This window comes from Halobacterium jilantaiense (assembly GCF_900110535.1).
In the GTDB taxonomy this organism is placed as follows: domain Archaea; phylum Halobacteriota; class Halobacteria; order Halobacteriales; family Halobacteriaceae; genus Halobacterium; species Halobacterium jilantaiense.
This window is the reverse complement of the sequence record NZ_FOJA01000001.1, coordinates 2644176-2669656: the sequence shown is the minus strand read 5'-3', so window position 1 is coordinate 2669656 and position 25481 is coordinate 2644176. Positions and strand designations below refer to the sequence as shown.

The following is a 25481-nucleotide window of genomic DNA, read 5'->3' as shown; positions in this document are numbered from 1 at the left end:
AAACAAGTGTGAACGCGCCGCACAGAGTTGCAGTCGCTGTACAGCGTCGGATGGCTTATGCCTCGGGAACCGAGAACGGTGGCGTGTGCGACGCCTCCTCCTCACCGTCGCCGTCGCGGCGCTGCTCGTGACCGCCGGCTGTAGCGGCGCGGACGGGCCCGCAACGACGGCGACCACCGACGCGACCGAACCGACAGCCACACCGGCCACGACAACGGTCGGGCCGCCCGAGTACCCGGCTGGCGTCTCGGCGGACGGCATCGAGAACGTCTCCGCGCTCGTGGACGCGCACCGCGCCCACGTCGTCGAGCACGGCGCGGTCCTCGACAGCGTCACCGACACGAGCGGCACCGTAGGCAACCGAAGCGTCGCCGTGGAAGCGAGCGAGACGGCGGTGCTCTCGCCGAACGCTACCTACTTCTCGTGGACACTCGACGGCTCCCGGACCGTGAACGGGACGAGCGAGACGACCCTCGACGAGTCCTTCTGGGCGAACGACTCCGTGCTCGTGTCCCGCGTCGCCACCACCGGGAACGTGACGATTCGAACCCGGAACCGGACCGGCATCTCCGACGACGTAGTCGTGAACGCCGGGGTGAAAGACCGCGTCCTGGAGGCCGCGCTGTCGAACGCGAACTACACAGTCTCCGGGACCGAGTACGTCGACGGCCGCTGGCGCACCACACTCGAGTCAGTGAACGACACGTACAGCGGCCAGCGGCCGCTCGTGGAGTTCGACGCGACCATCGTCGTCGCGTCCTCTGGACGCGTGCTGTCGATGGAGCGCGGGTGGGTCAGAGAGACCGAACGCTCCCGGAGCCGGCACCGCGACGAGTTCACGTGGTCACCCACCGAACCGGTCGAGCGCGCGGACTGGGTGCCCGCGAACGCGTCCGCGGACACCTGATTGCCTGTAACGCGCTCAGAACAGCACGTACAGCATGAGGTAGACGACGATGCCGAGCGCGAACGATACGAGCCAGGCCCCGGCCGCGAACCGGCCGACTGTCGGGTGGCGTGTCTGGGGGAGTTCGGCGACGGAGTGGGTGCCGGCGAGCAACAGGGCGTAGTAGACCAGCGGAATCGACACCATCGCCAGCCCCATGTGGACGACCAGAATCGGGAGGTAGACGAACGTGTAGACGGTTTCGGGGCCGGCGAACTCCGTCGTTCCGTGGACGACGAGCCGGTAGAGGTAGAGGCCGAGAAACGCGAAGAAGAGGACAGTCGTCGCCAGCATCGCTCTCCGGTGGGCGTCGACGTTGCCCGCCCGAATCTTCCGGACGCCCACGACGATAGTGCCGATGGCGGCCGCGGAGATGGCGGCGTTCAGCGGCGGGATGGCGTCGACGAACCACTGCGGGGCGTGCGGGAGTGCGCCGCTCGGGACGACGCCCCGGACGGCGGCGACGACGAGCGCGATAGAGGCGACCGAGAGCACGGCTGTCAGCGACCGAACGTGGCGGCGCGCGAACCCCTCTTGCATGCGCCGGGCTTCGGCCGGACGCCCCATAGCGGTTTCCGTGTGAGTCCGAGACGCGGGACAGCCGAATCGTAGGGGTTTTAATTCGGGGGCGGGTACGGTTGAGTGCGGAAAGCACGCGCGAGCGTGGGTAGCCGAGCTAGGTCAAAGGCGCAGCGTTGAGGGCGCTGTCCTGTAGAGGTTCACCGGTTCGAATCCGGTCCCACGCATCGCACGGGTGAGCGTTCACGCTCACCGAACGCCGAGGCGTTGCCGCCGAGGCTTCCGCGATGCACGGTGATTTCCCCTTTCGGGACATCACCCACGCACAATCCTACCGAAGTTACGTTCGACAGCCGGCTGGCTGTCCAACTGTACAGTCGTCCCGGATAGCGGCGGTGCTGTTCGCTGGTGCGTGCAGGCGGAGACGAGCGCAGAATGTCAGTAGTCGTCGGTGTCCGCGAGCTGTGCGGCCATCGAATCAGTCGGCGAAGGGGTTCGCGAGGTCGGTGACGGCGGGTTCCGTGTGGGAGACGGAGAGTTCGACGCCGGAGTCGCCGACGGAGAGCGTGACGTCGTCGATGGCGCAGGCGTACTCGCTGACGTGCTTGCCGGAGCGCCGGATGCGGAGTTCCTCGGTGAGGAGGTCGGCATCGTCGAGGAGATCGATCTTGCGGTACGCCGTCGAGGAGGGGAGGTCGCACTCCTCGGAGATTTCGGCGGCGGTCAGCGACTCCTGCTTGGTGGCTTCGAGGATGGCGCGGCACTCCTCGTCGTCGAGCGCGTCGAGGACGCCCTGCACGGATTCGGTGGTTGTGACAGTTTCCTCGGCGTCGTCCTGCCGGGTCGCGCGTGCCATCTGGGACTGACTCATTGTACTCGATGGGAGGCACCACGGGGGGAGGTATTCTGACCCCCAGTATCGTGGGTGGTTTAAGTCCCCTCGGCTGTGCTGGCGTCAGTCGTCGGTGTCGAGCGCGTCACCGAGGAGCTTGCGCTGGGCGGCCAGCAAGTGCTCGGTGAACGTCGACGGCGCGATGCCGAGGTCGGCGGCGAGCTCTTGGGCCGTCGCGCCGCGCGGTCGCTCGAAGTAGTCGGCGTCGAAGGCAGTCTCCAGGACTTCGAGCTGGCGGTCGGTGAGCCGGCCGCGGTCGACGAACACCGTGTCGCGGGCCGAGGTGCCGGTGGGCGCACGCACCAGCCGCTCGATGTCCACGTCGTCGAAGCGCGACCGGAACTCGCCGACGATGGCCTGCACGTCGTCGAACTCGCGGGCGTGGAAGACGACCTGGAGGTCGCCGCCGGCCGCGTGGAACCGGTCGACGGGCGTGTCGTACTCGCCGAGCGTCGTACACGGGCAGGTCGTCTCAGCGCCGTGGCAGACACGGTAGAGGTGGCGGTCCGTGTACGTGAACACTGGGTCGTGCTCGTAGTCGTCGGGGACGGCGTCGGCGTCGACGAGGAACTCCGTGACGGGGTCGCCGTCGACGCTCACGCTCGTGGACACGTCCTCGACGGTGGTTCCCGCCCGCTCGGAGAGGTCGGCGATGGGACAGACCGGTGGCCGCGGGAACGAGACGGTGACGCGGATACCGGCGGGCATCTACAGACAACAGGAACGCAGCGGTACAAGAATCCCGGGGAGGACGCCGCGGTCCGCGCGGCGACCGGCGACACCGCGTTACGCGTACTCGCTGGGGTCCAGTTCGATGTACCGGCCGCTGATGTCGTGGGCGTCGAGTTCGTACAGCTGGATGCGGAGGTCGGTCTTCGACTCGCCCCAGATTTCGAACAGGGGGCGTTTGGCGTCGCCGAACTGCTCGATGCGCTCGACGGTCATCTCGTCGGTCGACACCTCCCGGAGCGTCCCCTTCGCGACGACGCTCCGGTACTCGGGCTCGGTCTCCTCCGAGACGACGAGCCGCACGGGCGGCGACGAGGAGAGGAACGTCCGCTTCTCGCTGTCGGGCGTGGACACCAGCCGGAGGAAGAACGTCTGTGCCTCGGCGTCGTACCCGTAGGAAATCGGAATGGCGTACGGTTCGTCGCCGTCCGCCAGCGACAGCACCCCGGTCTCGTGGCGGGCGAGCAAGGCGTCCGTCTCCGCCCGCGACATCTCGGTCTGTTGGTCCAGGGCCATCGGTCGTTGGCTCACCTTACCCTCGATAATCTTTATACTTGGCCATCTCGCTCCGGGGGTGGCTGCCGGCCAGCGACGACTAACGGAGAGAAACAGCGTGCCCGTAGCGTGGTTACTCCTGGGGGGCGTCCGCGACTTCGAAGGCGCTCTCGGCGACGGCCGCGCCGCAGACGACGCAGCCGTTGGCCACGAGCGCGTCCCGCATCGCGGGGTTGACCACCATGGTCTCCCCGCAGTCGGGACAGGTGAAGACGATGTCCTCGCTGGCGCTCATCGTACCAGCGTATTCGGCAGCCCGGGATAAATGGCCCGCCCTCGTTCCAGTGGTCTGGGAAGAACTCACAGCGGGCCGCTCGCGCCTACCGGAGGCGGCCGGCGAACGATGCGAGTCGCCGCCGGAGTGCGTCGAGGCGCGCTGCGAGCGCGTCACCGACGCCCGGTGGCCGCGGCACGTCCGGGACAGAGACCGACGGCAGATTCGGCGTCGGGAGGTCGCTGTGCTGGGCGAGCACGTAGGCGGCGGCCGCGACACAGAGGACGGGGAAGCCGACGAGCGCGACCGGCGACAGCGGCCGGATTGCGGACGTGACCTGGGCGGCGAGGCCGTACGCGACGTAGACCGACCCGCCGAGGACGCCAACGGTGGCGGCGGCCGTCGCGACGCCGACCCGTCGCGTGACGGTGTGGAGGTGCGCGCAGTAGGCTCTGGTCGTGCTGGCGACGTGGCTGGCGGCGTCCGCGCCGCGGTCGGTGGTGCCGGCGCGTTCGACCGCGCCGGTCTGCTCGCGCGTGAACGCCGGCAGCCCCGGCCGGGGACGGAGCGCACCGTGAACGACGACGCCTGTCGCGAGCGCGCCGCCGACGACGAGGCCCGCGATGCCGAGCCAGACGGCGGGCGTGAATGCGAACGACGACTCGGGGTTGACGCGGTAGCGCTCGACGACGGCGAGCGTCGCCGCCAGCAGGAACGACCCGAGCGCGAGCACGCGGAACGCGGTCGCCCGAACGTCGTCGAGCGCGTCGAGGTGTGCGTCGACCGGGGTGTCCGGGAGGTCGAGGCTATCGCTCGCACGACCCGTGCTCTCCGGGCGGCGGTCCGGTGGCGTGCCGCCGGGCGGGACATCGAAGGCCAGTGGGTTCGCTACCAGTTCCTCCACGAACCGCGCAGGCGTCGTGTATCTGGCTCGGAGGTCGGCCGCGGTGTCGTCGTCGAAGCGGTACAGCGACAGGCTCCGGCGGGCGTCGTCCACGTCCAGAGACTTGAGCGAGACGTGGTCGAGCGCGGGCTGGACGTTCGTCAGCGTCACCAGCCCCCACTCGCCCGCGGGGTCGTCGAGTCGCGTGTGTCGCGCCACCTCGTCGCTGTCGGCGGTCGTCGACCACACCTGGCCGACGGCGCGCAGCCCCCAGTCGCGGTGGAAGACGACGTAGTCGCCGCGCTCCAGGTCGGCGACCACGTCCGTCTCGCGTGTCGCCCACGCGTGCGTGTCCGACAGCGACCGCAGGAGGCCGGAGACCGCGGGCGGCTCGGCTGCCGTCTCGTAGCCCTCGCCGAAGGCGTCGGCGAGGTCTTGGCTGCCGAGCGCCGCGAGGTAGACGCGGGCCGCGAAGTCGCCGGGCATACCACCGGGATTTCGTCCGGGGGTACTTAGTGATACCCTGACCGCAAACCGGGTATTGAAATGGCGGCGCTCTCATACGGCAACGTATGCCGAAGTACTCGACCGGCGGCGCGGGCAGCGGAGGCGGCGGTCAGACCTGCGAGCTCTGCGGGTCGACCGCTGACTCGCTGCGCGAGGCGAACGTCGCCGGAGCAGAGCTCACCGTCTGCCCGGACTGCGCGAGCCACGACGAGAGCCCGCAGGCCGACGACGACGGTGACGACGCCGACGCAGACCGGAGGAAGCGCGCCGCCCAGAATCAGGCCAAGCAGTTCGACGCCGTCACGCGCGGCGACTCCAGCCACTGGGAGGAGGAGGGGACGAACTACGAGCGCGACCGTCTTCCCTACCTCGTGAACGATTACGGCGAGCGCGTGGTGCGCGCCCGTCAGGACGCCGGTCTCCAGCGCGAGGAACTCGCCGAGGAACTGGACCTCGACGAGTCCGACCTGCTCGCGGTCGAACAGGGCCGCGCGACGCAGGCGAGCGTCGGCGGCTCCGTGGTCGCCGCCCTCGAGGAGTTCCTCGACGTCGAGTTGAGCGACGAGTAGCGCCGCCCGACGGTTTTTCACCCGGGAGCGAGTGCACCCGAGCATGGCAGACAGTCTCGCGCCCGCCGACCCGTACACGATGTCGTTCGCGGCCGACGTGACCGGCGTGGCGGGCACCGACGTGCGACTCGCGGAGACGTACTTCTACCCGGAAGGCGGCGGGCAGCCCGCCGACCGCGGCACCGTCGGCGGCGTGACGGTCGACCACGTGTACGCGGACGAGGACGGCGTCGTCCACGCGCTCGCCGAAGAGCCCGACTTCGGCGAGGGCGACCACGTACAGGCCGAAGTCGACCCCGAGTTCCGGCGGTACTGCATGCGCGCCCACACGGCGAGTCACGTGCTGTACGGCGCGGGCCGCCGCTTGCTCGACGACCTCGGGTACGGCGGCTTCGACATCAGCCGGGAGAAGGTGCGCGTGGACTTCGAGACGAGCACCGACATCGACGACGCGGTGCTCGCGGACCTCGAACGCCTGACGAACCGCGCGGTCTGGGACAGCCACGACGTGACCTGGGCGGAGATTCCGGCAGACGAGGCGCGTTCCCGTGACGACGTGGCGTTCAACACGAAGACGGAGGAGGGCGTGATGGCCGACGCCGACGCAGTGCGCATCGTCACGGTAGGGGGCTGGGACGTGGCGGCCTGCGGCGGCACGCACGTCGCGAACACCGAGGAAATCGGTCCCGTCTCGGTGCTCTCCCGGTCGAACCCCGGCGAGGGCCTGACGCGCGTGGAGTTCGCGGTCGGTCCCGCGGCCGTCGAGCGGCAGGCCGACGTGCGGCGCGCGTCCCTCGACGCGAGCGCCGCGCTCGGCGTGCCCGAGGACGAACTCGGCGACGCTGTCGAGCGCCTGCAGAGCGAGAACGCCGACCTCGAAGCCGAACTCGCCGACCTGAAGCGCGAGGTCCTCGGCTCCAGCGTCGCCAGCCTCCCCACAGTCGAGCGCGACGGGGAGACGTGGCGCGTCGGCACCGTCGACGGCTTCGACGCCAACGAGGTCGGCGAGGCCGCGAAGGACGCCGCGGGCGACGCGGCCGACGTGGTCGTGGTCACCGGCGGCGACGGTGCGACGTTCGTCGTCGCTGCCGCGCAGGGTGCGGATGCGAACGCCGGGGACGTGATTGAGGACGTGACGGGCGAGTTCGGCGGCGGCGGGGGCGGCGGCCCGCCGTTCGCACAGGGCGGCGGCATCGACGCCGACCCCGAGGACGTGGCCGACTACGTCCGAGAGCAGTAGGCAGACGGAACCAGATACCTTTTCTCGGGAGCGTCCGAGAGAGTGTGTATGGACCTGTCTGCGGAGCAGCGACGGATGCGGGACTCCGTCCGCGAGTTCGCCGTCGAGGAGATTCGGCCGGTGGCCGCCGAGGGCGACCGCGAGCAGTCGTTCCCGGAGGACGTCTGGGACGGCCTCGGCGAGATGGGCGTCACGGCGATGACGACGCCCGAGGAGTACGGCGGGCTAGACGTCGACTCGGTGACGTACAGCGTCGTGAACGAACAGCTCGCGTACGGCGCGCTGTCGGTCGCGACCGCGCTGTCGGTGCACTGTCTCGCGACCTCCTGTATCGCCGAGTTCGGGGACGACGACCAGCAGGAGCGCTGGCTGCCGGAGATGGCCGACGGCCGGCCGGTCGGCGCGTTCGCGCTCTCCGAGCCCGAGGCCGGCTCGAACCCCGCCCAGATGGACACCGAGGCCGTCCGGGATGGCGACGAGTTCGTGCTGAACGGGAAGAAGCAGTGGATCACGAACGGCCAGCGCTCGGGCGTCGCGGTCGTGTTCGCCAAAGTCGACGGTGACGACGACAAAATCACGCAGTTCCTCGTGCCGAAGGACACCGACGGCCTCGAAGTCGGGAAGAAAGAGGACAAACTCGGCCTGCGCGCCAGCGACACCACGAGCCTGCTGTTCGACGACTGCCGCATCCCCGCGGAGAACCAGCTCACCGAGACGGGCGCGGGGCTGTCGGCCGCACTGCACATTCTGACTGGCGGCCGCATCGGTATCGCGAGTCAGGCCGTCGGCCTCGCGCAGGCGGGCCTCGACGCCGCCCTCGACTACGCCGACGACCGCGAGCAGTTCGACCAGCCCATCTCCCAGATTCAGACCATCCGCCACAAGCTCGCGGACATGGAGACGCAGACGCAGGCCGCTCGCCTGCTCGCACGGGATGCGGCTCGGAAGGCCGACGCGGGCGAGAACTACCGGGACGCCGCCGCGAAGGCGAAGTACTTCGCCAGCGAGGCCGCCGTCGACGTCACGAACGAGGCCGTCCAGATTCACGGCGGCTACGGCTACACGACGGACTTCGACGTCGAGCGGTTCTACCGCGACTCGAAGATTACGACCATCTACGAGGGTACCTCCGAGATTCAGAAGGAAGTCATCGCGCGCGGCCTCATCGACTGACGCGACGCACTCACTCCTCGACTTCCGCGCCGTCGTCGACGCGCTCGGCGGGGATGCCGGCGACTGTCGCGCCCGCTGGAACGTCGTTCGTGACGACCGAGGCAGCGCCGACACTGGCGTTCTCCCCGATTTCGATGTCGCCGATGAGCGTCGCGTTCGCGCCGAGGGTCGCACCGTCCCGGACCGTCGGGTGGCGTTTCACCGGTCGCGGGTCGTTCCCGCCGAGCGTGACACCGTGGTACATGTGGACGTCGTCGCCGAGGTCGGCGGTCTCACCGACGACGACACCGTCGCCGTGGTCGATGGTGACGCGCCGGCCGAGGTCGGCGTCCGGGTGAATCTCGACGCCCGTGAGGAACCGCGCGACGTACGCGACGAGTCGGCCCGCGAGCGGCCAGCGGGCGTACAGCGGCGCGGCGAGGAAGACGTGCAGCCAAACGGCGTGCAGCCCCGGGTACGTGAGCGCGACGTCGAGTCGGCCGCCCGCCGCGGGGTCGCGCCGCCGCATCGCGCGGACGTCCTCACGCACGCGGGCGAGCATCAGTAGTGGCCTCCACGCTGCCGGCGGCCACGCCGACAGTCTTGTTTCGTTCGTACATACCCGAATCTCGGTCGTCGCGCGGGAAAAGTCCCCCGAGGTCGGCCCGAGTCACACCGACACCAACTCGCCGCGCTCGTCACTCTCCTCGACGGCGGCGAGCACGCGCTGGACCCGGAGCCCGTCCTGCACGCTCGGCGCGTGCCTCCTGCCGTCTGCGACCGCCGAGAGGAACTCGTAGTCCTGGTGGACGACGGAGTGCTCCCAGCCGAGCACGTGGCCCGGCGGCCACCAGTGCTCGCCGTACGGGTCGGTCTCCTCGGTGACCAGCACCGTCTCGAAGCCCCGCGAGTCCGGCCACTTGACATCGAGTTCGTTCGGCCGCTGGAGGTCGAACGCGAGCGCGCCGTCGCTCGCGTCGATCTGGACTGTGTGGCCGTTCTTCCGGCCGGGCGCGCACCGCGACGCCTCGAACGTCCCGAGCGCCCCCGACTCGAACGCGGCCTGCGCGGTGAAGGCGTCGTCGACGGTGACCGGCCGCGGGTCGTCCCCGTCATCGGGGACGCGCTCCTCGGTGAAGGTCGCGAGGTGGCCGCTGACGCGGGTGAGGTCGCCGACGAGGAAGCGCGCGAGGTCGACGCTGTGCGCGCCGAGGTCCCCGAGCGCGCCGGCTCCCGCCCGTTCGGCGTCGTGTCGCCACGTCCACGGCGCGTCGTCGTCGACGAGCCAGTCCTGGAGGTACTGGAAGCGGGCGTGCCGGACGGCTCCGAGGTCGCCCGAGGCGAGCAGTTCGCTAGCGTACTGGACGGCGGGCAGAAAGCGGTAGTTGAAGCCGACGCCCGCGGTGGCGTCGCTGGCTTCGGCCGCCTCGGCGACGCGCTCGGCTCCGTCGACGGTGGGTGCGAGCGGTTTCTCGCAGAGCACGTGGACCCCCGCGTCGAGGGCCGCGACCGTGGGTTCGACGTGGACGTGGTTCGGGCCGAGGTTCAGGAACACGTCCGCGTCCGCGACGGCGTCCCGCCAGTCGGTCTCGACCCGGTCGAAGCCGAAGCGGTCGGCGGCCGCCCGGGCAGCGTCTTCCTCCCGGCCGACGAGCACGTCGTGTGAGACCGCTGGCGCGTCCGGAAAGAACTGGGGGAGGCGGGCGAGCGCGTTCGCGTGGGCTTCGCCGACGAAGCCGTAGCCGAGCGCGGCCAGCGAGAGTGAATCCGTCATACCGGACTGACCGCCGACGCCCACGTAAGCGTTCCCACCCCCGAAGCACTAACCCGGGTGGCGTCGAAGGTGGTGGCGTGACTGAGGACTACGACGCCGTCGTGTACGACCTGGACGGCACGCTCGTCAGGCTGGACGTCGACTGGCAGGCGGTGGAACGCGAGGTCGGAGCGATTCTGCGGGAGGCGGGCGTCGACCCCGACGACCACGACACCTGGGGGCTGCTCACGGCCGCCGAGGACGCGGGCGTCGGAGACGACGTCCACGGCCTCATCGCCGACCACGAGCTCGACGGCGCGGAGACCGGTCCGCTGCTGGCGACCGCCGACGAACTCCCGCTGGACGTGCCCGTCGGCGTCTGCTCGCTGAACGCCGAGGTGGCCTGCCGGCGCGCGCTCGACCGCCACGACCTCTCGGAGTGGGTGGCGGTCGTCGCCGGCCGGGACAGCGTCCCCGCGAGGAAGCCGGACCCGCGCGCTCTGGAGTGGGTGGCCGACAAACTCGGCGTCGACGTCGAGAACGTCCTGTTCGTCGGGGACTCCGCGAGCGACGAGGAGACCGCAGAGCGCGCCGGCGCGGACTTCCGCTGGGTGTAGTCAGGCCTGCTGGCGGCGCGCGTAGAGGAACGTGGCGAGAGCCGTCAAAAACCAGACGACAGCGCCGACGCGCACGGCGAACGACACTCGGGACGCCCACGTCGGCAGCGTGGTGAACGTAGAGAGCACTGCGACCGTCGGCGCGCCGACGACGATGGTGGCGACGAAGGTCGTCTGCATCACCCACCCGTAGTCGACGCCCTCCGGGTCGGTGCGCTCCTCGAGTTCCGGCACGCTCCCAACGTGGCCCGGACGGTGCTTAACTCTCCCGTCATCGGCGCGCCGGACCGCCGATTCGCGTACGTTTAACACCCCGTCCGTCCGAGTCAGGTGTATGCCGACCGTCAACTCCGTGCGACGAAACGACGGCGAGGACCCCGTGACGATGCTCACCGCCTACGACGCCCCCACCGCGGAGGTCGTCGACGAGGCGGGCGTCGACGTCATCCTCGTCGGGGACAGCGTCGGGAACGCGAAACTCGGCTACGACACGACGCTGCCCGTGACCGTCGACGAAATCGCCTCCACAACGGGTGCCGTGGCGCGCGCCACCGAGGACGCCGTCGTGGTCGCCGACATGCCGTTCCTGAGCTTCGGTGCCGACGAGGCCGAGAGCGTGCAGAACGCCGGCCGGATGCTCAAGGAGGAGGACGCCGACGCCGTGAAACTGGAGTGTGGCCCCCACACCGTCGACCTCACGCGAAAACTCACCGACCTCGGAATTCCCGTGATGGCCCACCTCGGGCTCACGCCCCAGCACGTGAACCAGCTCGGCGGCTACTTCCGGCAGGGCACCGACCAGGACGCCGCCCAGAAGATGCTCGACCTCGCGCGCCAGCACGAGGACGCGGGCGCGTTCTCGCTCGTGCTCGAACACGTCCCCGCGAACGTCGCCGCCGACATCACCGACGCGATCGACATCCCCACCATCGGCATCGGCGCGGGCCCGGACACCGACGGCCAGGTGCTCGTCGTCTCCGACGTGCTCGGACTCTCCGAGCGCAGCCCGCCGTTCTCGAAGCAGTTCGGCGACCTCAAGGGCGAGATGGAGGACGCCGTCGGCGACTACGTCGACGCCGTCGAGTCTGGGGAGTTCCCCGCCGACGAGCACAGCCACGTCGAGGACGACGTCGACGACCTCTACTGACGGGCCTGGTAGGTCCGGTAGCCGGCGTACAGCGCCGCGACGCCCGCGGCCACCAGCGACCACTCCAGCGTCTGGTTCGTGATGACGCCGAGCGCGACGAGGCCGACGACCACGAGGACGAGCGGCGGGTACGGCGCGGTTCGGCCGGCCGACGACCGGTCCGGACGCGTCATCGCGGTGCCTCCCCGCTGTCGAGGAACTCCGAGAGAGCGTCGTTGAACTCCTCTGGCACTTCCAGCATCGAGAGGTGGGCGGCGTCGCCGACGGTGGTCCACGCCCCGTCTTGCACGTGTTCTGCGACGTGCTCGTGGAACGCAGGGGGCGTGAGACGGTCGTACTCGCCCGTGAGCGCGAACACCGGCACGTCGACCTCGCCGAGTCGGTCACGGACGTCGAAGGTGTGGCAGGACAGGAAGTCGCGTTCGACGACCGCGCGGCCGCACTCGCGCATGGCCGTCTTCGAGAACGCGAGTTCGCGGTCGTCGGGGTCGTGGAACAGGAGGTCGTCGCCGTGGAGGAACTCGACAGCCCGAGAGAAGTCGCCGTCTTCGCCGGCGAGCCAGTCCCGGAGGTCGTCGAGGACCGTGAGTTTCGCGCCCGAGCCCGCGAGAACGACGGCGTCGGGGCTGGCGTCGTGGTCGAGGACTGCGGTGAGGACGACAGCGCCACCGAGGCTGTTGCCGACGAGGACGCGAGCGTCGACTGCGTCCGCCACAGCCAGCACGTCGCGTGCGTACGCGTCGAGCGTCGCCGGCCCGGAGTCGGTGGCGATGTCTTCGCTCTCGCCGTGGCCCGAGAGGTCGAGCGCGGCGACGGGTCGGTCGCCGGCGAGGCGGGCGAGCTGGGACTTCCAGACGGCGTGCGTGCCGCCGCTGCCGTGGACGAAGAGGGCTGGCGCACCAGCGCCGTCGCCCCGGACGCGGTAGGCGGTGGTGCGGCCGTGGTGGGAGACCGTCTGCATGGTTGCGGCGAGAGCGACCAGAGGCATAACTTCTACGGAGGTGTGAACCGCAATTCTACTCGTAATCGTACAACCCCACCACGTCCCCCGACCAGCGACGACACATTTAAATACTAGTGACGATTACTCTACGTTAGTCAAATGAACGTGGAGACACTCAACCGCGAGACCGACGCGCTGGCCCGCCGCTACGACTACGGCGACCTGCGCGTGCTCGCCGCAGACATCGGTGTGGAGGACGACCGAGTGTCCGTCGACGTCGTCGACGACACTGTCATCCTCATTCTGACCGGTGAGACGGACGCACAGTACGAGCTCGACGCCCCCGAGGGCGACGTGACGCGAGCTTTCATCAACAACGGCGTCGTCACTGTCGAGGTGGAGCCATGAAACTCACTGTCAAACCCCTCAAGCAGAAGGACGCCGGTCGCGGCCTCGCGGCCGTCGACCGCGCGTCTATGGAGGAACTCGGCCTTGAGAACGGCGACTACATCGTCATCGAAGGCCGCGGCGACCAGGGGCGAGCGGTCGCCCGCGTCTGGCCCGGCTACCCCGAGGACGAGGGCGAGGGCATCGTCCGCATCGACGGCCGACTCCGCCAGGAGGCCGATGTTGGCATCGACGACAAGGTCACCGTCGAGCCAGCGGACATCAAACCCGCGGCCGCCATCACGGTCGCGCTCCCGCAGAACCTCCGCGTGCGCGGGAACATCGCACCGATGGTCCGTGACCGCCTCAGCGGCCGCCCCGTCACCGCCGGGCAGACCATCCCCATCTCGTTCGGGTTCGGCGGCATGAGCACCATCTCCGGCCAGCAGATTCCCGTCAAGATTGCGGAGACCGAGCCAGACGGCACGGTCGTCGTCAGCAACGACACCGAGATTCAGGTGTCCGAGCGCCCCGCCGAGGAGATTGCGCCCGGTGCCGGTGACGCCCCCGAGGGCGGCGACGGCACGCCGAACGTCACCTACGAGGACATCGGCGGCCTCGACCGCGAACTCGAACAGGTCCGGGAGATGATCGAACTCCCGATGCGCCACCCGGAGCTCTTCCAGCAGCTCGGCATCGAACCGCCGAAGGGCGTGCTCCTGCACGGCCCGCCGGGCACCGGGAAGACGCTCATCGCGAAGGCTGTCGCCAGCGAGATCGACGCGCACTTCCAGACCATCTCCGGCCCGGAGATCATGTCGAAGTACTACGGGGAGAGCGAGGAGAAGCTCCGCGAGGTCTTCGACGAGGCCGAGGAGAACACGCCCGCCATCGTCTTCATCGACGAACTCGACTCCATCGCGCCGAAGCGCGGCGAGACCCAGGGCGACGTGGAGCGCCGCGTCGTCGCCCAGCTGCTCTCGCTGATGGACGGCCTCGAAGAGCGCGGTGACGTCACCGTCATCGCGGCGACGAACCGCGTCGACGCCATCGACCCCGCGCTGCGGCGCGGCGGTCGCTTCGACCGCGAGATCGAAATCGGCGTCCCCGACCAGGACGGCCGCAAGGAGATCATGCAGGTCCACACCCGCGGGATGCCGCTCGCCGAGGACATCGACCTCGACGAGTACGCCGAGAGCACGCACGGCTTCGTCGGCGCGGACATCGAGAGCCTCGCGAAGGAGGCCGCGATGAACGCACTGCGCCGCGTCCGCCCCGAGATCGACCTGGAGTCCGACGAAATCGACGCCGAGCTCCTCGAATCCATCAAGGTCATCGAGACCGACTTCAAGCAGGCGCTGAAGGGCATCGAGCCGTCGGCGCTCCGCGAGGTCTTCGTCGAAGTGCCGGACGTGACGTGGGCCGACGTCGGCGGCCTCGAGGACACGAAAGAACGCCTCCGTGAGACCATCCAGTGGCCGCTGGACTACCCCGAGGTCTTCGACGCGATGGACCTCCAGTCCGCGAAGGGTGTGCTACTGTACGGCCCGCCGGGCACCGGGAAGACCCTGCTCGCGAAGGCCGTCGCCAACGAGGCCAACTCGAACTTCATCTCCGTGAAGGGCCCCGAACTCCTCAACAAGTACGTCGGGGAGTCAGAGAAGGGCGTCCGCGAGGTCTTCGAGAAGGCGCGCTCGAACGCCCCGACGGTGGTGTTCTTCGACGAGATCGACGCCATCGCGGGCGAACGCGGCCGCACGACGAGCGACTCGGGCGTCGGCGAACGCGTCGTCTCCCAGCTGCTCACCGAACTCGACGGCATCGAAGCCCTCGAGGACGTCGTCGTGGTCGCCACCTCGAACCGCCCCGACCTCATCGACAGCGCGCTGCTGCGCCCGGGCCGCCTGGACCGCCACGTCCACGTGCCCGTGCCGGACGCCGACGCCCGGCGCGCCATCCTCGAGGTCCACACCCGCAACAAGCCGCTCGCCGACGACGTCGACCTCGACGCCGTCGCCGACCGCATGGACGGCTTCGTCGGCGCGGACGTCGAAGCCCTGGTCCGCGAGGCCACGATGAACGCGACTCGCGAGTTCGTCAACTCCGTCGACCCCGACGACGCCGTCGAGTCCGTCGGCAACGTCCGCATCACGATGGCGCACTTCGAGACGGCCCTCGACGAAGTCACGCCCAGCGTCGACGAGGAAGTCAAAGAAGAGTACGAGGAGATCGAACAGCGGTTCAACTCCGCCGACGCGCCCACCGACGACGAACCCACGCCCGGCGCGTTCCAGTAACCCCAGTCCACGCGCCGGCCCCACCAGGGTCCGGTAAAAACTTATTTTCTGTCCCGGTGACCGGTCGACACGTCATGCCGAACTACCGCCTGTTCCGGTTGCCCCTAGACCCGGCGCGGGTCGACGCCGTTCGGGACCACTTCGACGCGCTCGACGAACAGCGGGAGACCTTCGAAGCCGGGCTCGAACTGGAGAACATGAACGCGGAGGCCGCGTGGCTGGACGACGACGCGCCCGCGCTGTACTACCTCCACGAGGAGGGCGACGACTACCCGGCGGACATCGAGTTGGACGACGTCGAGGACCCAGCAATCATCGAACTCAGCGAGAGCCACCACGGCCTCTTTGCCGAGGTCGCGGCCGAGGACCACGACCACCCCGAGGACCTCGAAGAACTCGAAGCCCTGTTCGCGGCGTCGGTCCGCGACTAGTCCAGTCGCTCGGCGGCGTCCTTCTCGACGAGCGGCGTGGCGTTCTCCTCGGGGAGCGTCACGATGTCCTCGGCCCGCAGGTCGTAGGGGCGCTCGTCGACGCCGAATATCTCGCCGACGTCGTCGGTGACACGCACCCGGACGCGGTCTTCTCCCGGGGCTGGTCCGGCGTCGCCGGTCTCGCTCTGCACGCCGCCGTCCGGCGTCGGGTCGTCCTCGTCGGCCTCGCCGTTGACTTTCGCGAGGTCCTCCGCGATTGCCGCCGGCGGCTCCTCCTCCGGTGCTGGCTCGGCGTCCGCCAGCGGCTCGTCGCCCGGCTCGCCCACCGGCTCCGGCTCGGAGCGGTCGTCGTCGTCGAGGCCACCCCCCATTGCCGCCGCAGCGGACGACTCGCTCGGCGTCGGGTCAGCAGTCGGCTCGCGGTCGGGCTCTGTCGGCGCTGGGGGCGCACCGGCGTCCGCCTGCACTGGGTTCGCGCCGGCGTCCGGCGTCGCGTCGTCCCCGCCGCTCGCCTCGGCGTCGCCCGCGATGACGTCCAGCACGTGAGCCTTGTTCGACTCGATGCGCTCGACGAGGTCCGTGTAGAGGTCCTGTTCCTCCGCAGTGAGCCCGTTCTCGTCGTCGGGCATCCCCGCAGCCGCCAGACTCGCCTGCTTCACGAGCTTCCCCATCCGGCGCTCGTAGATGGCTTCGACGACCTGCTCGGCGGTCTCGATGCGGTCGGTGAGCTCCTGGACTTCGGGGTCGCCGAACGGGTCGTCGGCGGCCTCCGCGGCCGCGTCCCGTCGGTCCTTGAGCTCCTGAATGAACTCGGCGACATCGCCGTAGAACGAGTCCCGTAGGTCCTGCAGGCCGTCCGTCGCGCGCTCCCGGGTCTGGGCGGAGCGTAAGTCCTCGAGATTCATTCTTTGGCCTTCTCCGCGGTCCCGCGGGCCATCAGGAAGACGCCCGCGTACTCTGGTACTGTGTGGTCGCCCGGGGTTACTGTAAGCGTTTCCCCGAGCAGTTCGAGCGTCCGCTCCGCCTGCACCTCGACGGTGATGTCGTGGCCGACGAACGTCTCGGGGACGGCGTCGACCAGCGGGTCGAAGTCGTCCAGTTCCTCCCGGTCGAGGCGCTGGACCTCCAGCCCGCTGCCGCCGTGCAGCGTCCCCGGCAGCCGAATCAGCCGGTTCGTGTCCGTCGTCACGGGCTCGTCGATGGGCGCGTTCTCGGCTTCGACGGTCTCCGCGACGTACTTCCGGGCGACCTTGAGGAACGCCGGGTGGACGTCGACGTTCCCGGCTCGCACCGCCTCCGTGTTGTTCGCGACGACGTTGTAGATGGCGCGAGCGGACTTCTCGCCGACGCCGTCGAAGCCCGCGAGGTACTCGACGGCGTCGTCCTCGCCGCGCGCCAGCAGGTCGTCGGCGAACTCGCCGAGGCGGTCGGTCACCCGCCGCCCCCAGCCGCCGTCCGCCGGCAGCGTGCGCTTCGTGGTCGGGTTCTTCAGCCCGAGGCCGTCGACCGCCTCCTCCGTCACCAGCGTCTCCAGGTCGAGTTCGTTGCCCCGAACGTAGTCCACGATTTCGCGGCGCTGCTCGCGTTCGAGGTCGTAGACGCCCTCGTCGCGGACGTGGACGTGGTACCCGCGGCCGCCGGAGAACGTCACCGTCAGGTCCTCGAAGCCGAAGTCGCGTTCGAGGAAGTCCAGCAGCCGCAGCAGCGCGTCCTTGCACTTCGCCAGCATCTCCGCGTAGGAGTCCTCGCCGAGCGTGACACTCGGCAGGTGGTCGGCGTCCAGGTCGAAGACGAGGTCGCTGCCCAGCCAGGTCTTCTCCTGCATCGTCGACGCCCCCGGCTCCTCGTAGAAGCCCGCCGAGAAGTAGACGTGCCGGGGCCGCTCGCGTTCGAGGAACGCCGCCGTGTCGCCCAGGTCGAGCGTGGACTTGTGCCGGACCATCGTCGTGTCCGGCCCGCTCGTCCACGGGATGTACCCCCACTCGCGCTCGTCGGCTCGCGGCGGGAGTCGTATCTCCGTGCGGCGGTAGAAGTCGCCGAACCGCCCCCGGAGATAGGCTCGCGTGCGTTCCTCCATTACCGGAGTCGCGTAAGCCCACCGGCCCCATAGGCGTGTCGTCTTCGCCGTCGACCCGTGTCACCGACGCGTCCGCTCCCGTCTACGCGAACCCGGGGACGACGGCGCGGTCGCTGGCGCGTCGCAGTGGTCGCCGGCGAACCGAACTACCGGCCGCGCAGCAGTTCGGAGATGCGGTCGCGGATGCGGTCGTGGTCGCCGAGCCGGAGGTAGTAGGCACCGGTGCCGTCCTCGTAGTAGTCCTCGATTTCGCGCTCGATGGTGAACCCGAGGTTGCGGTAGAAGCCGATTGCGTTCTCGTTTGTCGTTCGGGCGTGACAGGACGCCTTCCCCGCCTCGGACGCGACCGAGGCGACGAGGCGCTCGCCGTAGTTCTCGCCGCGGTACTCGGGCGCGACCGCGAGGAACAGGATGTAGCCGTCCGAGCGCGCCGCCGCGAACCCGACAAGGTCGTCGCCGTCGAGGAAACAGTGGACTGTCGCCCGCCGGTAGGCGTTCGCGAAGAAGCCCCGTCGCTGTTTGAGGAGGTCCTCTCGCTCTCGGATGCCCTCTTTCAGCGCCCAGGCGTCTTCGAGGTACTCGTCGTCGCCCGGGGGCACCACCCGTTCGTCTACCGTGACGCTCACCCGAGTGGGTAGCGCGGCGACGAATATAATTCCACCGTCCGGCGGAACGCGGGACGGCGGTCGAAATCCTGACGGGGCTGCTCGCCGTCCGCGGGGACGATGACCAGCGAGACCACCCGGGGGCGGTCGGGGTGAGCTTCGAACTCCGCGACCACACGGCCGACGTCGCCGTCGAGGCCGACGCCGGCTCGCTCGGCGGCGTGTTCGCCGCGCTCGCCGACGGGATGGCGGCTGCGATGACCGACGAGCGGCCCGACAGCGGCGAGCGCTTTGGAGTCGAGGAGCGGGCTGAATCCCGGGAGGCCGCGCTCTACGACTACCTCGGCGAACTGGTCTACGAGCGCGACGTCCGCGGCGTCCTCCCCGTCGACAACGACGCGACCGTCCGCGAGGTCGAGACCGACGGCGGGAGCGAGTGGGTCGTCGAGGCGTCGGCGCGCGGCGTCCCGCTGGCCGACGTCCGCGCCCGCGACCTCAAGGCCGTGACGTACTCGCAGATGGAGCTCTCGCAGCGCGAGGACGGCGGCTGGCACGCCTACGTCGTCTTCGACGTGTAGCGCGCCTCGCGGCCCGGCGAGGGCGTAAAAGTATTCCCGGGAGCCCGACCGACTACCGTGCATGACCACGTTCGACGCCGGCGACCACCGGCTCACCGAGGTGGAGCCGAACGTCTGGGAACTCGACCGGGACGACGACAGCATCCCCGCTCGCGTGCTCGCCAGCGAGGCGCTGCTCGAACACATCGGCGACGACATGACCCTCGACCAGCTGCGGAACGTCGCCGCGATGCCGGGCGTGGTCGCGCCCGCGCTCTGCACGCCCGACGGCCACCAGGGCTACGGCTTCCCGGTCGGTGGCGTCGCCGCCTTCGACGCCGAGGACGGCTGTATCTCGCCCGGTGGCGTCGGGTTCGACATCAACTGCGGCGTCCGGATGGTGCGCACGAACCTCACCTACGACGACGTTCGGGGCCGCGAGGACGAACTCGTCGACGCGCTGTTCGACGCCGTGCCCTGCGGACTGGGCGGTGGCGGCGTCCACGACCGGAGCCACGCGGACCTCGAAAAGGCCCTCGAACGCGGCGTCGACTGGTGCGTCGAAGAGGGGTACGCGACTCGTGAGGACCGCCTGCGCTGCGAGGACGAGGGGATGCGGCCGGACGCCGACCCGGACGCCGTCTCGAAGAAGGCCAAAGACCGCGGCACCAGCCAGATGGGGTCGCTGGGGTCGGGCAACCACTTCCTGGAAGTCCAGCGCGTCACCGACGTGTACGACGACGACACGGCCGACGCGTTCGGCCTCGTCGAGGACCAGCTCGTCGTCCTGATTCACTGCGGCTCCCGGGGGCTCGGCCACCAGGTGTGTTCGGACTACCTCCGCCGCATCGAGCAGGAACACCCGGACTTCCTGGCGTCGCTGCCGGACAGGGACCTCGCGGCGGCACCCGCAGACTCGGACCTCGCCGACGAGTACTACGGCGCGATGTGCGCGGCCATCAACTTCGCGTGGGTGAACCGCCAGCTCGTCACGCACGCCGTCCGGGAGACGTTCGCCGACGTCTTCGACGCGCCGGACTGGGAGGCCTTGGAGATGGACCTCCTGTACGACGTGGCGCACAACATCGCGAAACGGGAGACCCACACAGTCACCCGGACCGGGGACGGCTACAGCCTCGGCGGCGACGGCGAGCGCGTCGAGCGCGACCTCTACGTCCACCGGAAGGGCGCGACGCGGGCGTTCCCCGCCGGCCACCCCGAGGTCCCGTCGGCGTACCGCGACGTCGGCCAGCCGGTCATCATCCCCGGGAGCATGGGCGCTGGCAGTTACGTCCTGAAGGGCGGCGAGCAGTCGATGGGTCGGTCGTTCGGGTCGACCGCCCACGGTGCGGGACGCCTGATGAGCCGCACGCGGGCCAAAGACGAGTACTGGGGCGGCGACGTGCAGGACGACCTCCGGGAGTCTGACGAGATCTACGTCAAGGCGGCGTCGGGAGCCACCATCGCCGAGGAGGCACCGGGCGTCTACAAGGACGTGGACGACGTGGTCGGCGTCTCGGACGCGCTCGGCATCGGTGACCTCGTCGCGCGCACGTACCCCGTCTGCAACGTCAAGGGGTAGGCGGTCGGCGGTCGACGCGCAGTCCGATGGAGACGGGGGAATGGCTCCGGACCTGTCACGCACAAACTACTATTTGGGGTGCGACAGAACCTCGGGACATGGCACCAAGCCACAATCTGTCGAACTACGACGCGGCCCGTGACTCCTTCGCGTGGGACGACATCTACGCGGAGACCAGCGGCGACGCGCCCGACGAACTGAACGTCGCCACCGAGACGGTGGACCGCCACGCCGAGCGACGCGGACGGGTCGCCCTCTACCAGGTCGACACGGACGGCGACCTCTCGAAGACGACGTTCTGGGAGCTCTCCCAGCAGTCGAGCGCGTTCGCGAACGTCCTCGACGGCCTCGGCGTCGAGCGCAGCGACCGCGTGGTGTCGTACATGCCCCGCATCCCCGAACACTACGTCGCGCTCCTCGGCACGCTCAAACACGGCGCGGTCTGGGGGAGCGTGAACGAACGGTACGGCCCCGACGGCATCTCGTACCGCCTCGACGACTGCGACGCGAGCGTCGTCGTCACGACCACGGACAACCGCGAGACGGTCGGCGAGGCGCTCGCCGACGCGCCGAGCGTCGACCACGTCGTCACGGTCGACCGCGGCACGGGAGCGCCGCCCGAGGACGTGGTGTTCGATACGGCCGTCGAGGCCGCCAGCACGGAGTACGATGCCGCCGACACGAGTGCGGACGACGAGGCCTTGCTCTACTACACGTCCGGCACGACCGGGCCGGCGAAGGGGGTGCTCCACGAACACCGGTGGGTCGCGGGGGTCGCCGCCACCCAGCGGTACGCCGTCGACCTGAACGAGGACGACCTCTACTGGTCGACGGGCGACCTCGGCTGGCTCACGGGCGTCATCAACACGCTCGGCGCGTGGTTCTGGGGCGTCCCGCTGTTCACCTACGAGGGGGAGTTCGACCCGGAGACGTGGGCCGACCTGCTCGACGAGTACCCCGTCTCGGTGCTGTTCTCCGTGCCGACCGCCTACCGGATGCTCCGCGAGCACGAGGACGTCCTCGACGGCGTGGACCTCGACCTGCGGCACGCGCTCTCCATCGGCGAACCGCTGTCCGCGGGCGTCGTGGAGTGGGGAGAGGACACGCTCGGCGTCACCATCCTCGACACGTACGGCCAGACCGAGACCGGGAACATGATCATCAACAACTACCCGACGATGGAACTCCGCCCCGGGTCGATGGGGAAGCCGTTGCCCGGCATCGAGGCCGCAGTCGTGGACCCGCAGACCGGCGAGGTGCTGCCGCCCGGCGAGACCGGCGAGATTGCGCAGCGCGGTGACTACCCGTGTTTCTTCGCCGGCTACTGGGAGAAACCGGAACAGACCGCGGGCTGCTTCGTGGACGGTCCGGACGGCGAGTGGTACCTCTCCGGCGACCTCGCGCACAGAGACGAGGACGGCTACTTCTGGTTCGAGGGGCGCGCGGACGACGTCATCATCTCCTCCGGCTACCGCATTGGGCCCTTCGAGGTGGAGAGTTCACTCGGCGAACACGACGCCGTCGCCGAGGCCGCGGTCGTCCCCAAGCCCGACAGGGAGCGCGGCAACATCGTGAAAGCCTACGTGGTGCCCAGCGAGGACGCCGACCCGTCGGACGCGCTCGTCGACGACGTGAAAGCCCACGTGAAATCCGAGCTAGCGGCCCACGAGTACCCCCGGGAAGTCGAGTTCGTCGACGAACTCCCGAAGACGGTGACGGGGAAGATTCGCCGCACCGAACTCCGCGACGAGGCCGACGCCGAAGCGGACGACTGAGGACCGGCGCTACCCGCTGTCGGCCGTGGTCTGTGCGTCACTGCGCGCGTTCGAGACAGCCGACCGGCAGGCCCGAGGCGCGTCACTCCACCCAGAGAGTCTTGCGGTTCACGAACTCGCGGATGCCCGCCCCGGCGAGTTCGCGGCCGTAGCCGGACGCCCCGACGCCGCCGAACGGCACCCGGGGGTCGGACTTCACGAGCTGGTTCACGTAGACGCAGCCGGCGTCGATGCGGCGGGCGACGCGCTCGCCGCGCTCGCGGTCCTCGGTCCAGACGCTCGCGCCGAGCCCGAACTGGGTGTCGTTCGCCCTCCGCACCGCCGCGTCCTCGTCGTCGACTTCCCAGACGGCCGCGACCGGCCCGAACAGCTCCTCGCTGTCGGCGGGACAACCCTCGGGGACATCCGTCAGCACCGTCGGCGCGTAGAACGAGCCCTCGCGGTCGATGGGCTCGCCGCCCGTCTCGACGGTCGCGCCGGCGTCGACGCTCGCCTCGACCTGCCCGTGCAGGTCCTCCACGAGGTCCTGGCGCGCCTGCGGCCCCATGTCCGTCTCCTCGTCCATCGGGTCGCCGACAGTGTAGGACTCGACTTCGTCGACGAAGGCGTCGAGGAAGTCGTCGTAGACGTCCGTGTGGACGACGAAGCGTTTCGCGGCGATGCAGGACTGCCCGCCGTTGAGGTTCCGCGCCCACGCACCAGTCTCCACGGCGGCGTCGAGGTCCGCGTCGTCGAGCACGACGAACGGGTCGCTGCCGCCGAGTTCGAGGACCGTCTTCTTGAGTTCCGCCCCCGCTTTCGACGCGACGGCTCGGCCGGCCGGCCCGCTGCCCGTCACAGTCGCCGCCTTCACGCGGTCGTCCGCCACGACGCCGTCGACGAGGTCGGAGGGAATCAGCAGGGACTGGAAGACGTCCTCGGGGTAGCCGGCCTCCGCGAACACCTCCTCGATGGCGAGCGCGCACCCCGGGACGTTCGAGGCGTGTTTCAGCAGGCCGACGTTGCCGGCCGTGAGGTAGGGCGCGGCGAACCGGAACACCTGCCAGAGGGGGAAGTTCCACGGCATCACCGCCAGCACCGGGCCCAGCGGCTCGTAGACGGTCTGCACGTCCGCTCCGGGCGGACTCGCGTGACCCTCCGGCTGGAGGTACGCGCTCGCGTGCTCCGCGTAGTGGTCACAGACCCACGCGCACTTCTCGACCTCCGAGCGCGCCTGCTCGATGGGTTTCCCCATCTCTCGGGTCATCGTCGACGCGTACTCCTCGATGTTCTCCCGGAGCACGTCGGCCGCGGACGCGAGCAGTGCCTCGCGCTCCCGGAGCGGCCGGTCGCGCCAGTCCTCGAAGGCGCTGTCTGCCCGCGCTATCGCGTCGTCGACGTCGCGCTCGGTGTGGTCGTCGTAGGAGTCGATTCGCTCGCCGGTGGTCGGGTCGACGACGTCCATGCTCGTGCCAACGCGACCCAGCGGAATCAACGTACAGGTACTCGATGCGGGTCCGAGCCGGGACGCAGTCTACCGTGAGAACCCGGGGCCGGATGGGCCGCCGGGACCGCCCGGATTCTGGGGGCCCAGAGTCTCCGAGAGGCGGACGCGCTCGGACTCCGCCTCGCCCTCGACCTCCCGGCCGTCCTCGAAGCGCACGAAGTTCAGGTAGAACGCCTCCCCGCAGCCCGGTTCCTCGTCTGACCGGCGTTCGTCTTCGGTCGGTGGCCGAGCCCACAACAGACCGTCGTGGGCTGTGCCACAGTCCAGTCGCACGCCGTCCCAGTCGTCGCTCTCGAAGTCGTCGTCGGGGCTCGCGTACGTCCAGCCCTCCAGCGGGAACGGCGTCACGGACTTGTCCGCGAGGTACGGGTCGCGGTCGAGTTCGGCGACGGCACCACACCGCGGGCAGTAGTAGGAGACAGCGACCATAGCCACGCTAGACGCCCGAGCGACTACAGGGTTCTGGAGGACGAAGGCGGCTTGAACCCGGCATAGAGAGCGCACACGGCGAACGACAGCGCGCCGAACACCCAGCCGAACAGCCGGCCTCTGGTGGACTGTGAGGGCGAGGGAGGGAGCGTCCGCGACCGAGCGAGGGCTCACGACGGAAAGACCTATGCGCGAACCAGCAGACGATACGGGTATGATAGACGAGACTGCCGAGGAGATTCGGGAGATGCGGACGCACTCCTCCTCGGTCGTCGCGGTGAAGGCGGCGCGAGCCCTCGAAGCGCTGCTGGACGAGGAGTACCCGACCGTCGAGGAGTACGTGCGGGCGCTGGAGCGCAACAGCACCGCACTCCGGCGGGCGAACCCCTCGCACGCGTCGCTGGTGACGACCCAGCGCGAGGTCGTCGAGCGGGTGCGTGACGTGAACCCGGCGTCGGTCGTGGAAGCCCAGGAGGTGACGGCCGCCGCAATCGACGACGTGGTCGAGCGCGTGAACACGGGCAAGCACGAGGCGGCGGCGGCGGTCGCTGACCGCATCGAGGACGGCCAGACCCTCCTCACGCACGACTACTCGTCGACCGTGCTGGAGGCCATCGAGCTGGCCGCGCGGGACGGGAAACACCTCGACGTGTTCGTGACGGAGGCGCGTCCGCGGCACCTCGGCCGGAAGACAGCGCGAACGCTGGCGGCCATCGACCGCGTGGACCCGACGCTCATCGTCGACGGCGCGTCGGGCTACTACCTCGACGACTGCGACGAGGTCCTGCTCGGGATGGACTGCATCGTCGGCGACACGTACTACAACCGCGTCGGCACCTACCCGCTGGTGGCGACGGCGGCCGACGTGGGGACGCCGGTCTGTGTCGCCGGGTCCGGCGCGAAACTCGTCGAGGAGGGGTTCCACTTCGAGAACGACTACCGGGACGTCAGCGAGGTCATCCGGGAGCCGCCGGAGGGCTTCGACGTGAAGAACCCGGCCTACGACGCCACGCCGACGCGGCTGCTGGACGCGGTCGTCACGGACGAGGGCGTCGAAGAGTACTAGCTCGGGGCAGGGGAGCGCGCGTCCACGCCGATTCCGTCACCCGAGTGCGCGGTGCGTACCTGCTGTTCGGGTAGCGGTTCAGCCGAGCCAGTTCGGTAGCTCGTCGTCCCACAGCAGTCGAAC

Annotated in this window: 29 protein-coding genes and 1 tRNA gene; 14 read left to right on the top strand and 16 right to left on the bottom strand. The window is 69.7% G+C overall.

Annotated elements, in window-relative coordinates; all coding sequences use genetic code 11:
* Positions 1 to 85: 85 nt before the first annotated feature.
* On the top strand, positions 86 to 907 hold the full coding sequence (locus tag BMW35_RS13925; RefSeq protein ID WP_089670140.1) for a hypothetical protein: 822 nt from the start codon (positions 86 to 88) through the stop codon (positions 905 to 907).
* A gap of 15 nt (positions 908 to 922) precedes the next feature.
* Here the strand turns inward: BMW35_RS13925 and BMW35_RS13920 are convergent, their stop codons facing one another.
* Positions 923 to 1486 (bottom strand): DUF420 domain-containing protein, encoded by a 564-nt coding sequence (locus BMW35_RS13920; protein WP_089670139.1) that lies wholly within the window; start codon positions 1484 to 1486, stop codon positions 923 to 925.
* A 121-nt stretch (positions 1487 to 1607) separates the two neighbouring features.
* Here BMW35_RS13920 and BMW35_RS13915 point away from each other — a divergent pair.
* A tRNA-Leu gene (locus BMW35_RS13915) sits at positions 1608 to 1692 on the top strand.
* A 251-nt stretch (positions 1693 to 1943) separates the two neighbouring features.
* Here the strand turns inward: BMW35_RS13915 and BMW35_RS13910 are convergent.
* From BMW35_RS13910 to BMW35_RS13895, 5 genes are all read right to left on the bottom strand, one after another.
* The gene (locus tag BMW35_RS13910; RefSeq protein ID WP_089670138.1) at positions 1944 to 2336 is read right to left on the bottom strand and encodes a winged helix-turn-helix domain-containing protein; all 393 of its coding nucleotides are present in this window, start codon (positions 2334 to 2336) and stop codon (positions 1944 to 1946) included.
* 84 nt (positions 2337 to 2420) lie between these two features.
* Positions 2421 to 3065 (bottom strand): helix-turn-helix domain-containing protein, encoded by a 645-nt coding sequence (locus BMW35_RS13905; RefSeq protein WP_089670137.1) that lies wholly within the window; start codon positions 3063 to 3065, stop codon positions 2421 to 2423.
* Positions 3066 to 3143: 78 nt separating this feature from the next.
* On the bottom strand, positions 3144 to 3602 hold the full coding sequence (locus tag BMW35_RS13900; RefSeq protein WP_089670136.1) for a pyridoxamine 5'-phosphate oxidase family protein: 459 nt from the start codon (positions 3600 to 3602) through the stop codon (positions 3144 to 3146).
* 112 nt (positions 3603 to 3714) lie between these two features.
* Positions 3715 to 3876 carry a DUF7560 family zinc ribbon protein gene (locus BMW35_RS15730; RefSeq protein WP_177170851.1) on the bottom strand — a complete coding sequence of 54 codons (162 nt, stop codon included), beginning with the start codon at positions 3874 to 3876 and terminating at the stop codon, positions 3715 to 3717.
* A gap of 85 nt (positions 3877 to 3961) precedes the next feature.
* Complete coding sequence (locus BMW35_RS13895) at positions 3962 to 5224, bottom strand: hypothetical protein (RefSeq protein WP_089670135.1); 1263 nt, start codon at positions 5222 to 5224, stop codon at positions 3962 to 3964.
* An 86-nt stretch (positions 5225 to 5310) separates the two neighbouring features.
* Between BMW35_RS13895 and BMW35_RS13890 the strand changes: the two genes are divergently transcribed.
* From BMW35_RS13890 to BMW35_RS13880, 3 genes are read left to right on the top strand one after another with little or no spacing between them, the layout of a single operon-like run.
* The gene (locus BMW35_RS13890; RefSeq protein ID WP_089670134.1) at positions 5311 to 5814 is read left to right on the top strand and encodes a helix-turn-helix domain-containing protein; all 504 of its coding nucleotides are present in this window, start codon (positions 5311 to 5313) and stop codon (positions 5812 to 5814) included.
* A gap of 43 nt (positions 5815 to 5857) precedes the next feature.
* Complete coding sequence (locus BMW35_RS13885) at positions 5858 to 7054, top strand: DHHA1 domain-containing protein (protein ID WP_089670133.1); 1197 nt, start codon at positions 5858 to 5860, stop codon at positions 7052 to 7054.
* Between the two features lie 48 nt (positions 7055 to 7102).
* Positions 7103 to 8227, top strand: a complete 1125-nt coding sequence (locus tag BMW35_RS13880; RefSeq protein ID WP_089670132.1) for an acyl-CoA dehydrogenase family protein — start codon at positions 7103 to 7105, stop codon at positions 8225 to 8227.
* A gap of 10 nt (positions 8228 to 8237) precedes the next feature.
* Here the strand turns inward: BMW35_RS13880 and cysE are convergent, their stop codons facing one another.
* Both cysE and BMW35_RS13870 read right to left on the bottom strand, forming a co-directional pair.
* The gene (gene cysE, locus BMW35_RS13875; protein ID WP_089670131.1) at positions 8238 to 8768 is read right to left on the bottom strand and encodes a serine O-acetyltransferase; all 531 of its coding nucleotides are present in this window, start codon (positions 8766 to 8768) and stop codon (positions 8238 to 8240) included.
* 108 nt (positions 8769 to 8876) lie between these two features.
* Positions 8877 to 9980, bottom strand: coding sequence for a Gfo/Idh/MocA family protein (locus BMW35_RS13870; protein ID WP_089670439.1), 1104 nt, complete (start codon positions 9978 to 9980; stop codon positions 8877 to 8879).
* A 77-nt stretch (positions 9981 to 10057) separates the two neighbouring features.
* Between BMW35_RS13870 and BMW35_RS13865 the strand changes: the two genes are divergently transcribed.
* Positions 10058 to 10576 carry an HAD family hydrolase gene (locus tag BMW35_RS13865; RefSeq protein WP_089670130.1) on the top strand — a complete coding sequence of 173 codons (519 nt, stop codon included), beginning with the start codon at positions 10058 to 10060 and terminating at the stop codon, positions 10574 to 10576.
* On the opposite strand, the gene BMW35_RS13860 is transcribed toward BMW35_RS13865, so the two are convergent.
* Complete coding sequence (locus tag BMW35_RS13860) at positions 10577 to 10810, bottom strand: DUF5822 domain-containing protein (RefSeq protein WP_089670129.1); 234 nt, start codon at positions 10808 to 10810, stop codon at positions 10577 to 10579. It lies immediately after the preceding gene.
* Positions 10811 to 10910: 100 nt separating this feature from the next.
* Between BMW35_RS13860 and panB the strand changes: the two genes are divergently transcribed.
* Positions 10911 to 11723, top strand: a complete 813-nt coding sequence (gene panB / locus BMW35_RS13855; protein ID WP_089670128.1) for a 3-methyl-2-oxobutanoate hydroxymethyltransferase — start codon at positions 10911 to 10913, stop codon at positions 11721 to 11723.
* Here panB and BMW35_RS13850 read toward each other — a convergent pair.
* On the bottom strand, positions 11717 to 11896 hold the full coding sequence (locus BMW35_RS13850) for a hypothetical protein (protein WP_089670127.1): 180 nt from the start codon (positions 11894 to 11896) through the stop codon (positions 11717 to 11719). The two genes, panB and BMW35_RS13850, sit on opposite strands and share 7 nt — an antisense overlap.
* Entirely contained in the window at positions 11893 to 12684 is a 792-nt protein-coding gene (locus BMW35_RS13845) for an alpha/beta fold hydrolase (RefSeq protein ID WP_089670126.1), read from the bottom strand. The genes BMW35_RS13850 and BMW35_RS13845 overlap by 4 nt, the downstream gene beginning before the upstream one ends.
* Before the next feature lie 141 nt (positions 12685 to 12825).
* Between BMW35_RS13845 and BMW35_RS13840 the strand changes: the two genes are divergently transcribed.
* The 3 genes from BMW35_RS13840 to BMW35_RS13830 all read left to right on the top strand — a co-directional run bounded on the left by BMW35_RS13840 (position 12826) and on the right by BMW35_RS13830 (position 15781).
* Complete coding sequence (locus tag BMW35_RS13840) at positions 12826 to 13074, top strand: DUF7127 family protein (RefSeq protein WP_089670125.1); 249 nt, start codon at positions 12826 to 12828, stop codon at positions 13072 to 13074.
* Positions 13071 to 15350 carry a CDC48 family AAA ATPase gene (locus BMW35_RS13835; RefSeq protein WP_089670124.1) on the top strand — a complete coding sequence of 760 codons (2280 nt, stop codon included), beginning with the start codon at positions 13071 to 13073 and terminating at the stop codon, positions 15348 to 15350. Before BMW35_RS13840 ends, BMW35_RS13835 begins: the two co-directional genes overlap by 4 nt.
* Before the next feature lie 74 nt (positions 15351 to 15424).
* Positions 15425 to 15781, top strand: coding sequence for a hypothetical protein (locus tag BMW35_RS13830; protein ID WP_089670123.1), 357 nt, complete (start codon positions 15425 to 15427; stop codon positions 15779 to 15781).
* Here BMW35_RS13830 and BMW35_RS13825 read toward each other — a convergent pair.
* From BMW35_RS13825 to BMW35_RS13815, 3 genes are all read right to left on the bottom strand, one after another.
* A complete protein-coding gene (locus BMW35_RS13825; RefSeq protein WP_089670122.1) occupies positions 15778 to 16686 on the bottom strand; it encodes a DNA replication complex subunit Gins51 in 909 nt (302 codons plus the stop codon). The two genes, BMW35_RS13830 and BMW35_RS13825, sit on opposite strands and share 4 nt — an antisense overlap.
* Positions 16683 to 17858: a DNA primase small subunit PriS gene (gene priS / locus BMW35_RS13820; protein ID WP_089670121.1), complete on the bottom strand. Its 1176-nt coding sequence runs from the start codon at positions 17856 to 17858 to the stop codon at positions 16683 to 16685. Before priS ends, BMW35_RS13825 begins: the two co-directional genes overlap by 4 nt.
* A 146-nt stretch (positions 17859 to 18004) precedes the next feature.
* On the bottom strand, positions 18005 to 18484 hold the full coding sequence (locus tag BMW35_RS13815; protein WP_089670120.1) for a GNAT family N-acetyltransferase: 480 nt from the start codon (positions 18482 to 18484) through the stop codon (positions 18005 to 18007).
* 131 nt (positions 18485 to 18615) lie between these two features.
* On the opposite strand from BMW35_RS13815, the gene BMW35_RS13810 reads away from it, so the two are divergent.
* The 3 genes from BMW35_RS13810 (at position 18616) to BMW35_RS13800 (ending at position 22377) form a co-directional block, all read left to right on the top strand.
* Positions 18616 to 19041: an archease gene (locus tag BMW35_RS13810; protein ID WP_089670119.1), complete on the top strand. Its 426-nt coding sequence runs from the start codon at positions 18616 to 18618 to the stop codon at positions 19039 to 19041.
* Between the two features lie 61 nt (positions 19042 to 19102).
* On the top strand, positions 19103 to 20602 hold the full coding sequence (locus tag BMW35_RS13805) for an RtcB family protein (RefSeq protein ID WP_089670118.1): 1500 nt from the start codon (positions 19103 to 19105) through the stop codon (positions 20600 to 20602).
* A 98-nt stretch (positions 20603 to 20700) separates the two neighbouring features.
* Positions 20701 to 22377 (top strand): acetate--CoA ligase, encoded by a 1677-nt coding sequence (locus BMW35_RS13800; protein ID WP_089670117.1) that lies wholly within the window; start codon positions 20701 to 20703, stop codon positions 22375 to 22377.
* A gap of 82 nt (positions 22378 to 22459) precedes the next feature.
* On the opposite strand, the gene BMW35_RS13795 is transcribed toward BMW35_RS13800, so the two are convergent.
* The gene (locus BMW35_RS13795; protein WP_089670116.1) at positions 22460 to 23821 is read right to left on the bottom strand and encodes an NAD-dependent succinate-semialdehyde dehydrogenase; all 1362 of its coding nucleotides are present in this window, start codon (positions 23819 to 23821) and stop codon (positions 22460 to 22462) included.
* Positions 23822 to 23890: 69 nt separating this feature from the next.
* On the bottom strand, positions 23891 to 24292 hold the full coding sequence (locus BMW35_RS13790; protein ID WP_089670115.1) for a DUF7969 family protein: 402 nt from the start codon (positions 24290 to 24292) through the stop codon (positions 23891 to 23893).
* Between the two features lie 214 nt (positions 24293 to 24506).
* Between BMW35_RS13790 and BMW35_RS13785 the strand changes: the two genes are divergently transcribed.
* Positions 24507 to 25358, top strand: a complete 852-nt coding sequence (locus BMW35_RS13785) for an eIF2B alpha/beta/delta subunit family protein (protein WP_089670114.1) — start codon at positions 24507 to 24509, stop codon at positions 25356 to 25358.
* Positions 25359 to 25481: the final 123 nt, after the last annotated feature.

Bases quoted from the DNA above. Each gene is read 5' to 3' on its own strand.
- BMW35_RS13920 (WP_089670139.1), bottom strand. From the start codon at position 1,486: ATGCAAGAGGGGTTCGCGCGCCGCCACGTTCGGTCGCTGACAGCCGTG.
- BMW35_RS13910 (WP_089670138.1), bottom strand. From the start codon at position 2,336: ATGAGTCAGTCCCAGATGGCACGCGCGACCCGGCAGGACGACGCCGAG.
- BMW35_RS13905 (WP_089670137.1), bottom strand. From the start codon at position 3,065: ATGCCCGCCGGTATCCGCGTCACCGTCTCGTTCCCGCGGCCACCGGTC.
- BMW35_RS13900 (WP_089670136.1), bottom strand. From the start codon at position 3,602: ATGGCCCTGGACCAACAGACCGAGATGTCGCGGGCGGAGACGGACGCC.
- BMW35_RS15730 (WP_177170851.1), bottom strand. From the start codon at position 3,876: ATGAGCGCCAGCGAGGACATCGTCTTCACCTGTCCCGACTGCGGGGAG.
- BMW35_RS13895 (WP_089670135.1), bottom strand. From the start codon at position 5,224: ATGCCCGGCGACTTCGCGGCCCGCGTCTACCTCGCGGCGCTCGGCAGC.
- BMW35_RS13890 (WP_089670134.1), top strand. From the start codon at position 5,311: ATGCCGAAGTACTCGACCGGCGGCGCGGGCAGCGGAGGCGGCGGTCAG.
- BMW35_RS13885 (WP_089670133.1), top strand. From the start codon at position 5,858: ATGGCAGACAGTCTCGCGCCCGCCGACCCGTACACGATGTCGTTCGCG.
- BMW35_RS13880 (WP_089670132.1), top strand. From the start codon at position 7,103: ATGGACCTGTCTGCGGAGCAGCGACGGATGCGGGACTCCGTCCGCGAG.
- cysE (WP_089670131.1), bottom strand. From the start codon at position 8,768: ATGCTCGCCCGCGTGCGTGAGGACGTCCGCGCGATGCGGCGGCGCGAC.
- BMW35_RS13870 (WP_089670439.1), bottom strand. From the start codon at position 9,980: ATGACGGATTCACTCTCGCTGGCCGCGCTCGGCTACGGCTTCGTCGGC.
- panB (WP_089670128.1), top strand. From the start codon at position 10,911: ATGCCGACCGTCAACTCCGTGCGACGAAACGACGGCGAGGACCCCGTG.
- BMW35_RS13850 (WP_089670127.1), bottom strand. From the start codon at position 11,896: ATGACGCGTCCGGACCGGTCGTCGGCCGGCCGAACCGCGCCGTACCCG.
- BMW35_RS13845 (WP_089670126.1), bottom strand. From the start codon at position 12,684: ATGCAGACGGTCTCCCACCACGGCCGCACCACCGCCTACCGCGTCCGG.
- BMW35_RS13840 (WP_089670125.1), top strand. From the start codon at position 12,826: ATGAACGTGGAGACACTCAACCGCGAGACCGACGCGCTGGCCCGCCGC.
- BMW35_RS13835 (WP_089670124.1), top strand. From the start codon at position 13,071: ATGAAACTCACTGTCAAACCCCTCAAGCAGAAGGACGCCGGTCGCGGC.
- BMW35_RS13830 (WP_089670123.1), top strand. From the start codon at position 15,425: ATGCCGAACTACCGCCTGTTCCGGTTGCCCCTAGACCCGGCGCGGGTC.
- BMW35_RS13825 (WP_089670122.1), bottom strand. From the start codon at position 16,686: ATGAATCTCGAGGACTTACGCTCCGCCCAGACCCGGGAGCGCGCGACG.
- priS (WP_089670121.1), bottom strand. From the start codon at position 17,858: ATGGAGGAACGCACGCGAGCCTATCTCCGGGGGCGGTTCGGCGACTTC.
- BMW35_RS13805 (WP_089670118.1), top strand. From the start codon at position 19,103: ATGACCACGTTCGACGCCGGCGACCACCGGCTCACCGAGGTGGAGCCG.
- BMW35_RS13800 (WP_089670117.1), top strand. From the start codon at position 20,701: ATGGCACCAAGCCACAATCTGTCGAACTACGACGCGGCCCGTGACTCC.
- BMW35_RS13795 (WP_089670116.1), bottom strand. From the start codon at position 23,821: ATGGACGTCGTCGACCCGACCACCGGCGAGCGAATCGACTCCTACGAC.
- BMW35_RS13790 (WP_089670115.1), bottom strand. From the start codon at position 24,292: ATGGTCGCTGTCTCCTACTACTGCCCGCGGTGTGGTGCCGTCGCCGAA.
- BMW35_RS13785 (WP_089670114.1), top strand. From the start codon at position 24,507: ATGATAGACGAGACTGCCGAGGAGATTCGGGAGATGCGGACGCACTCC.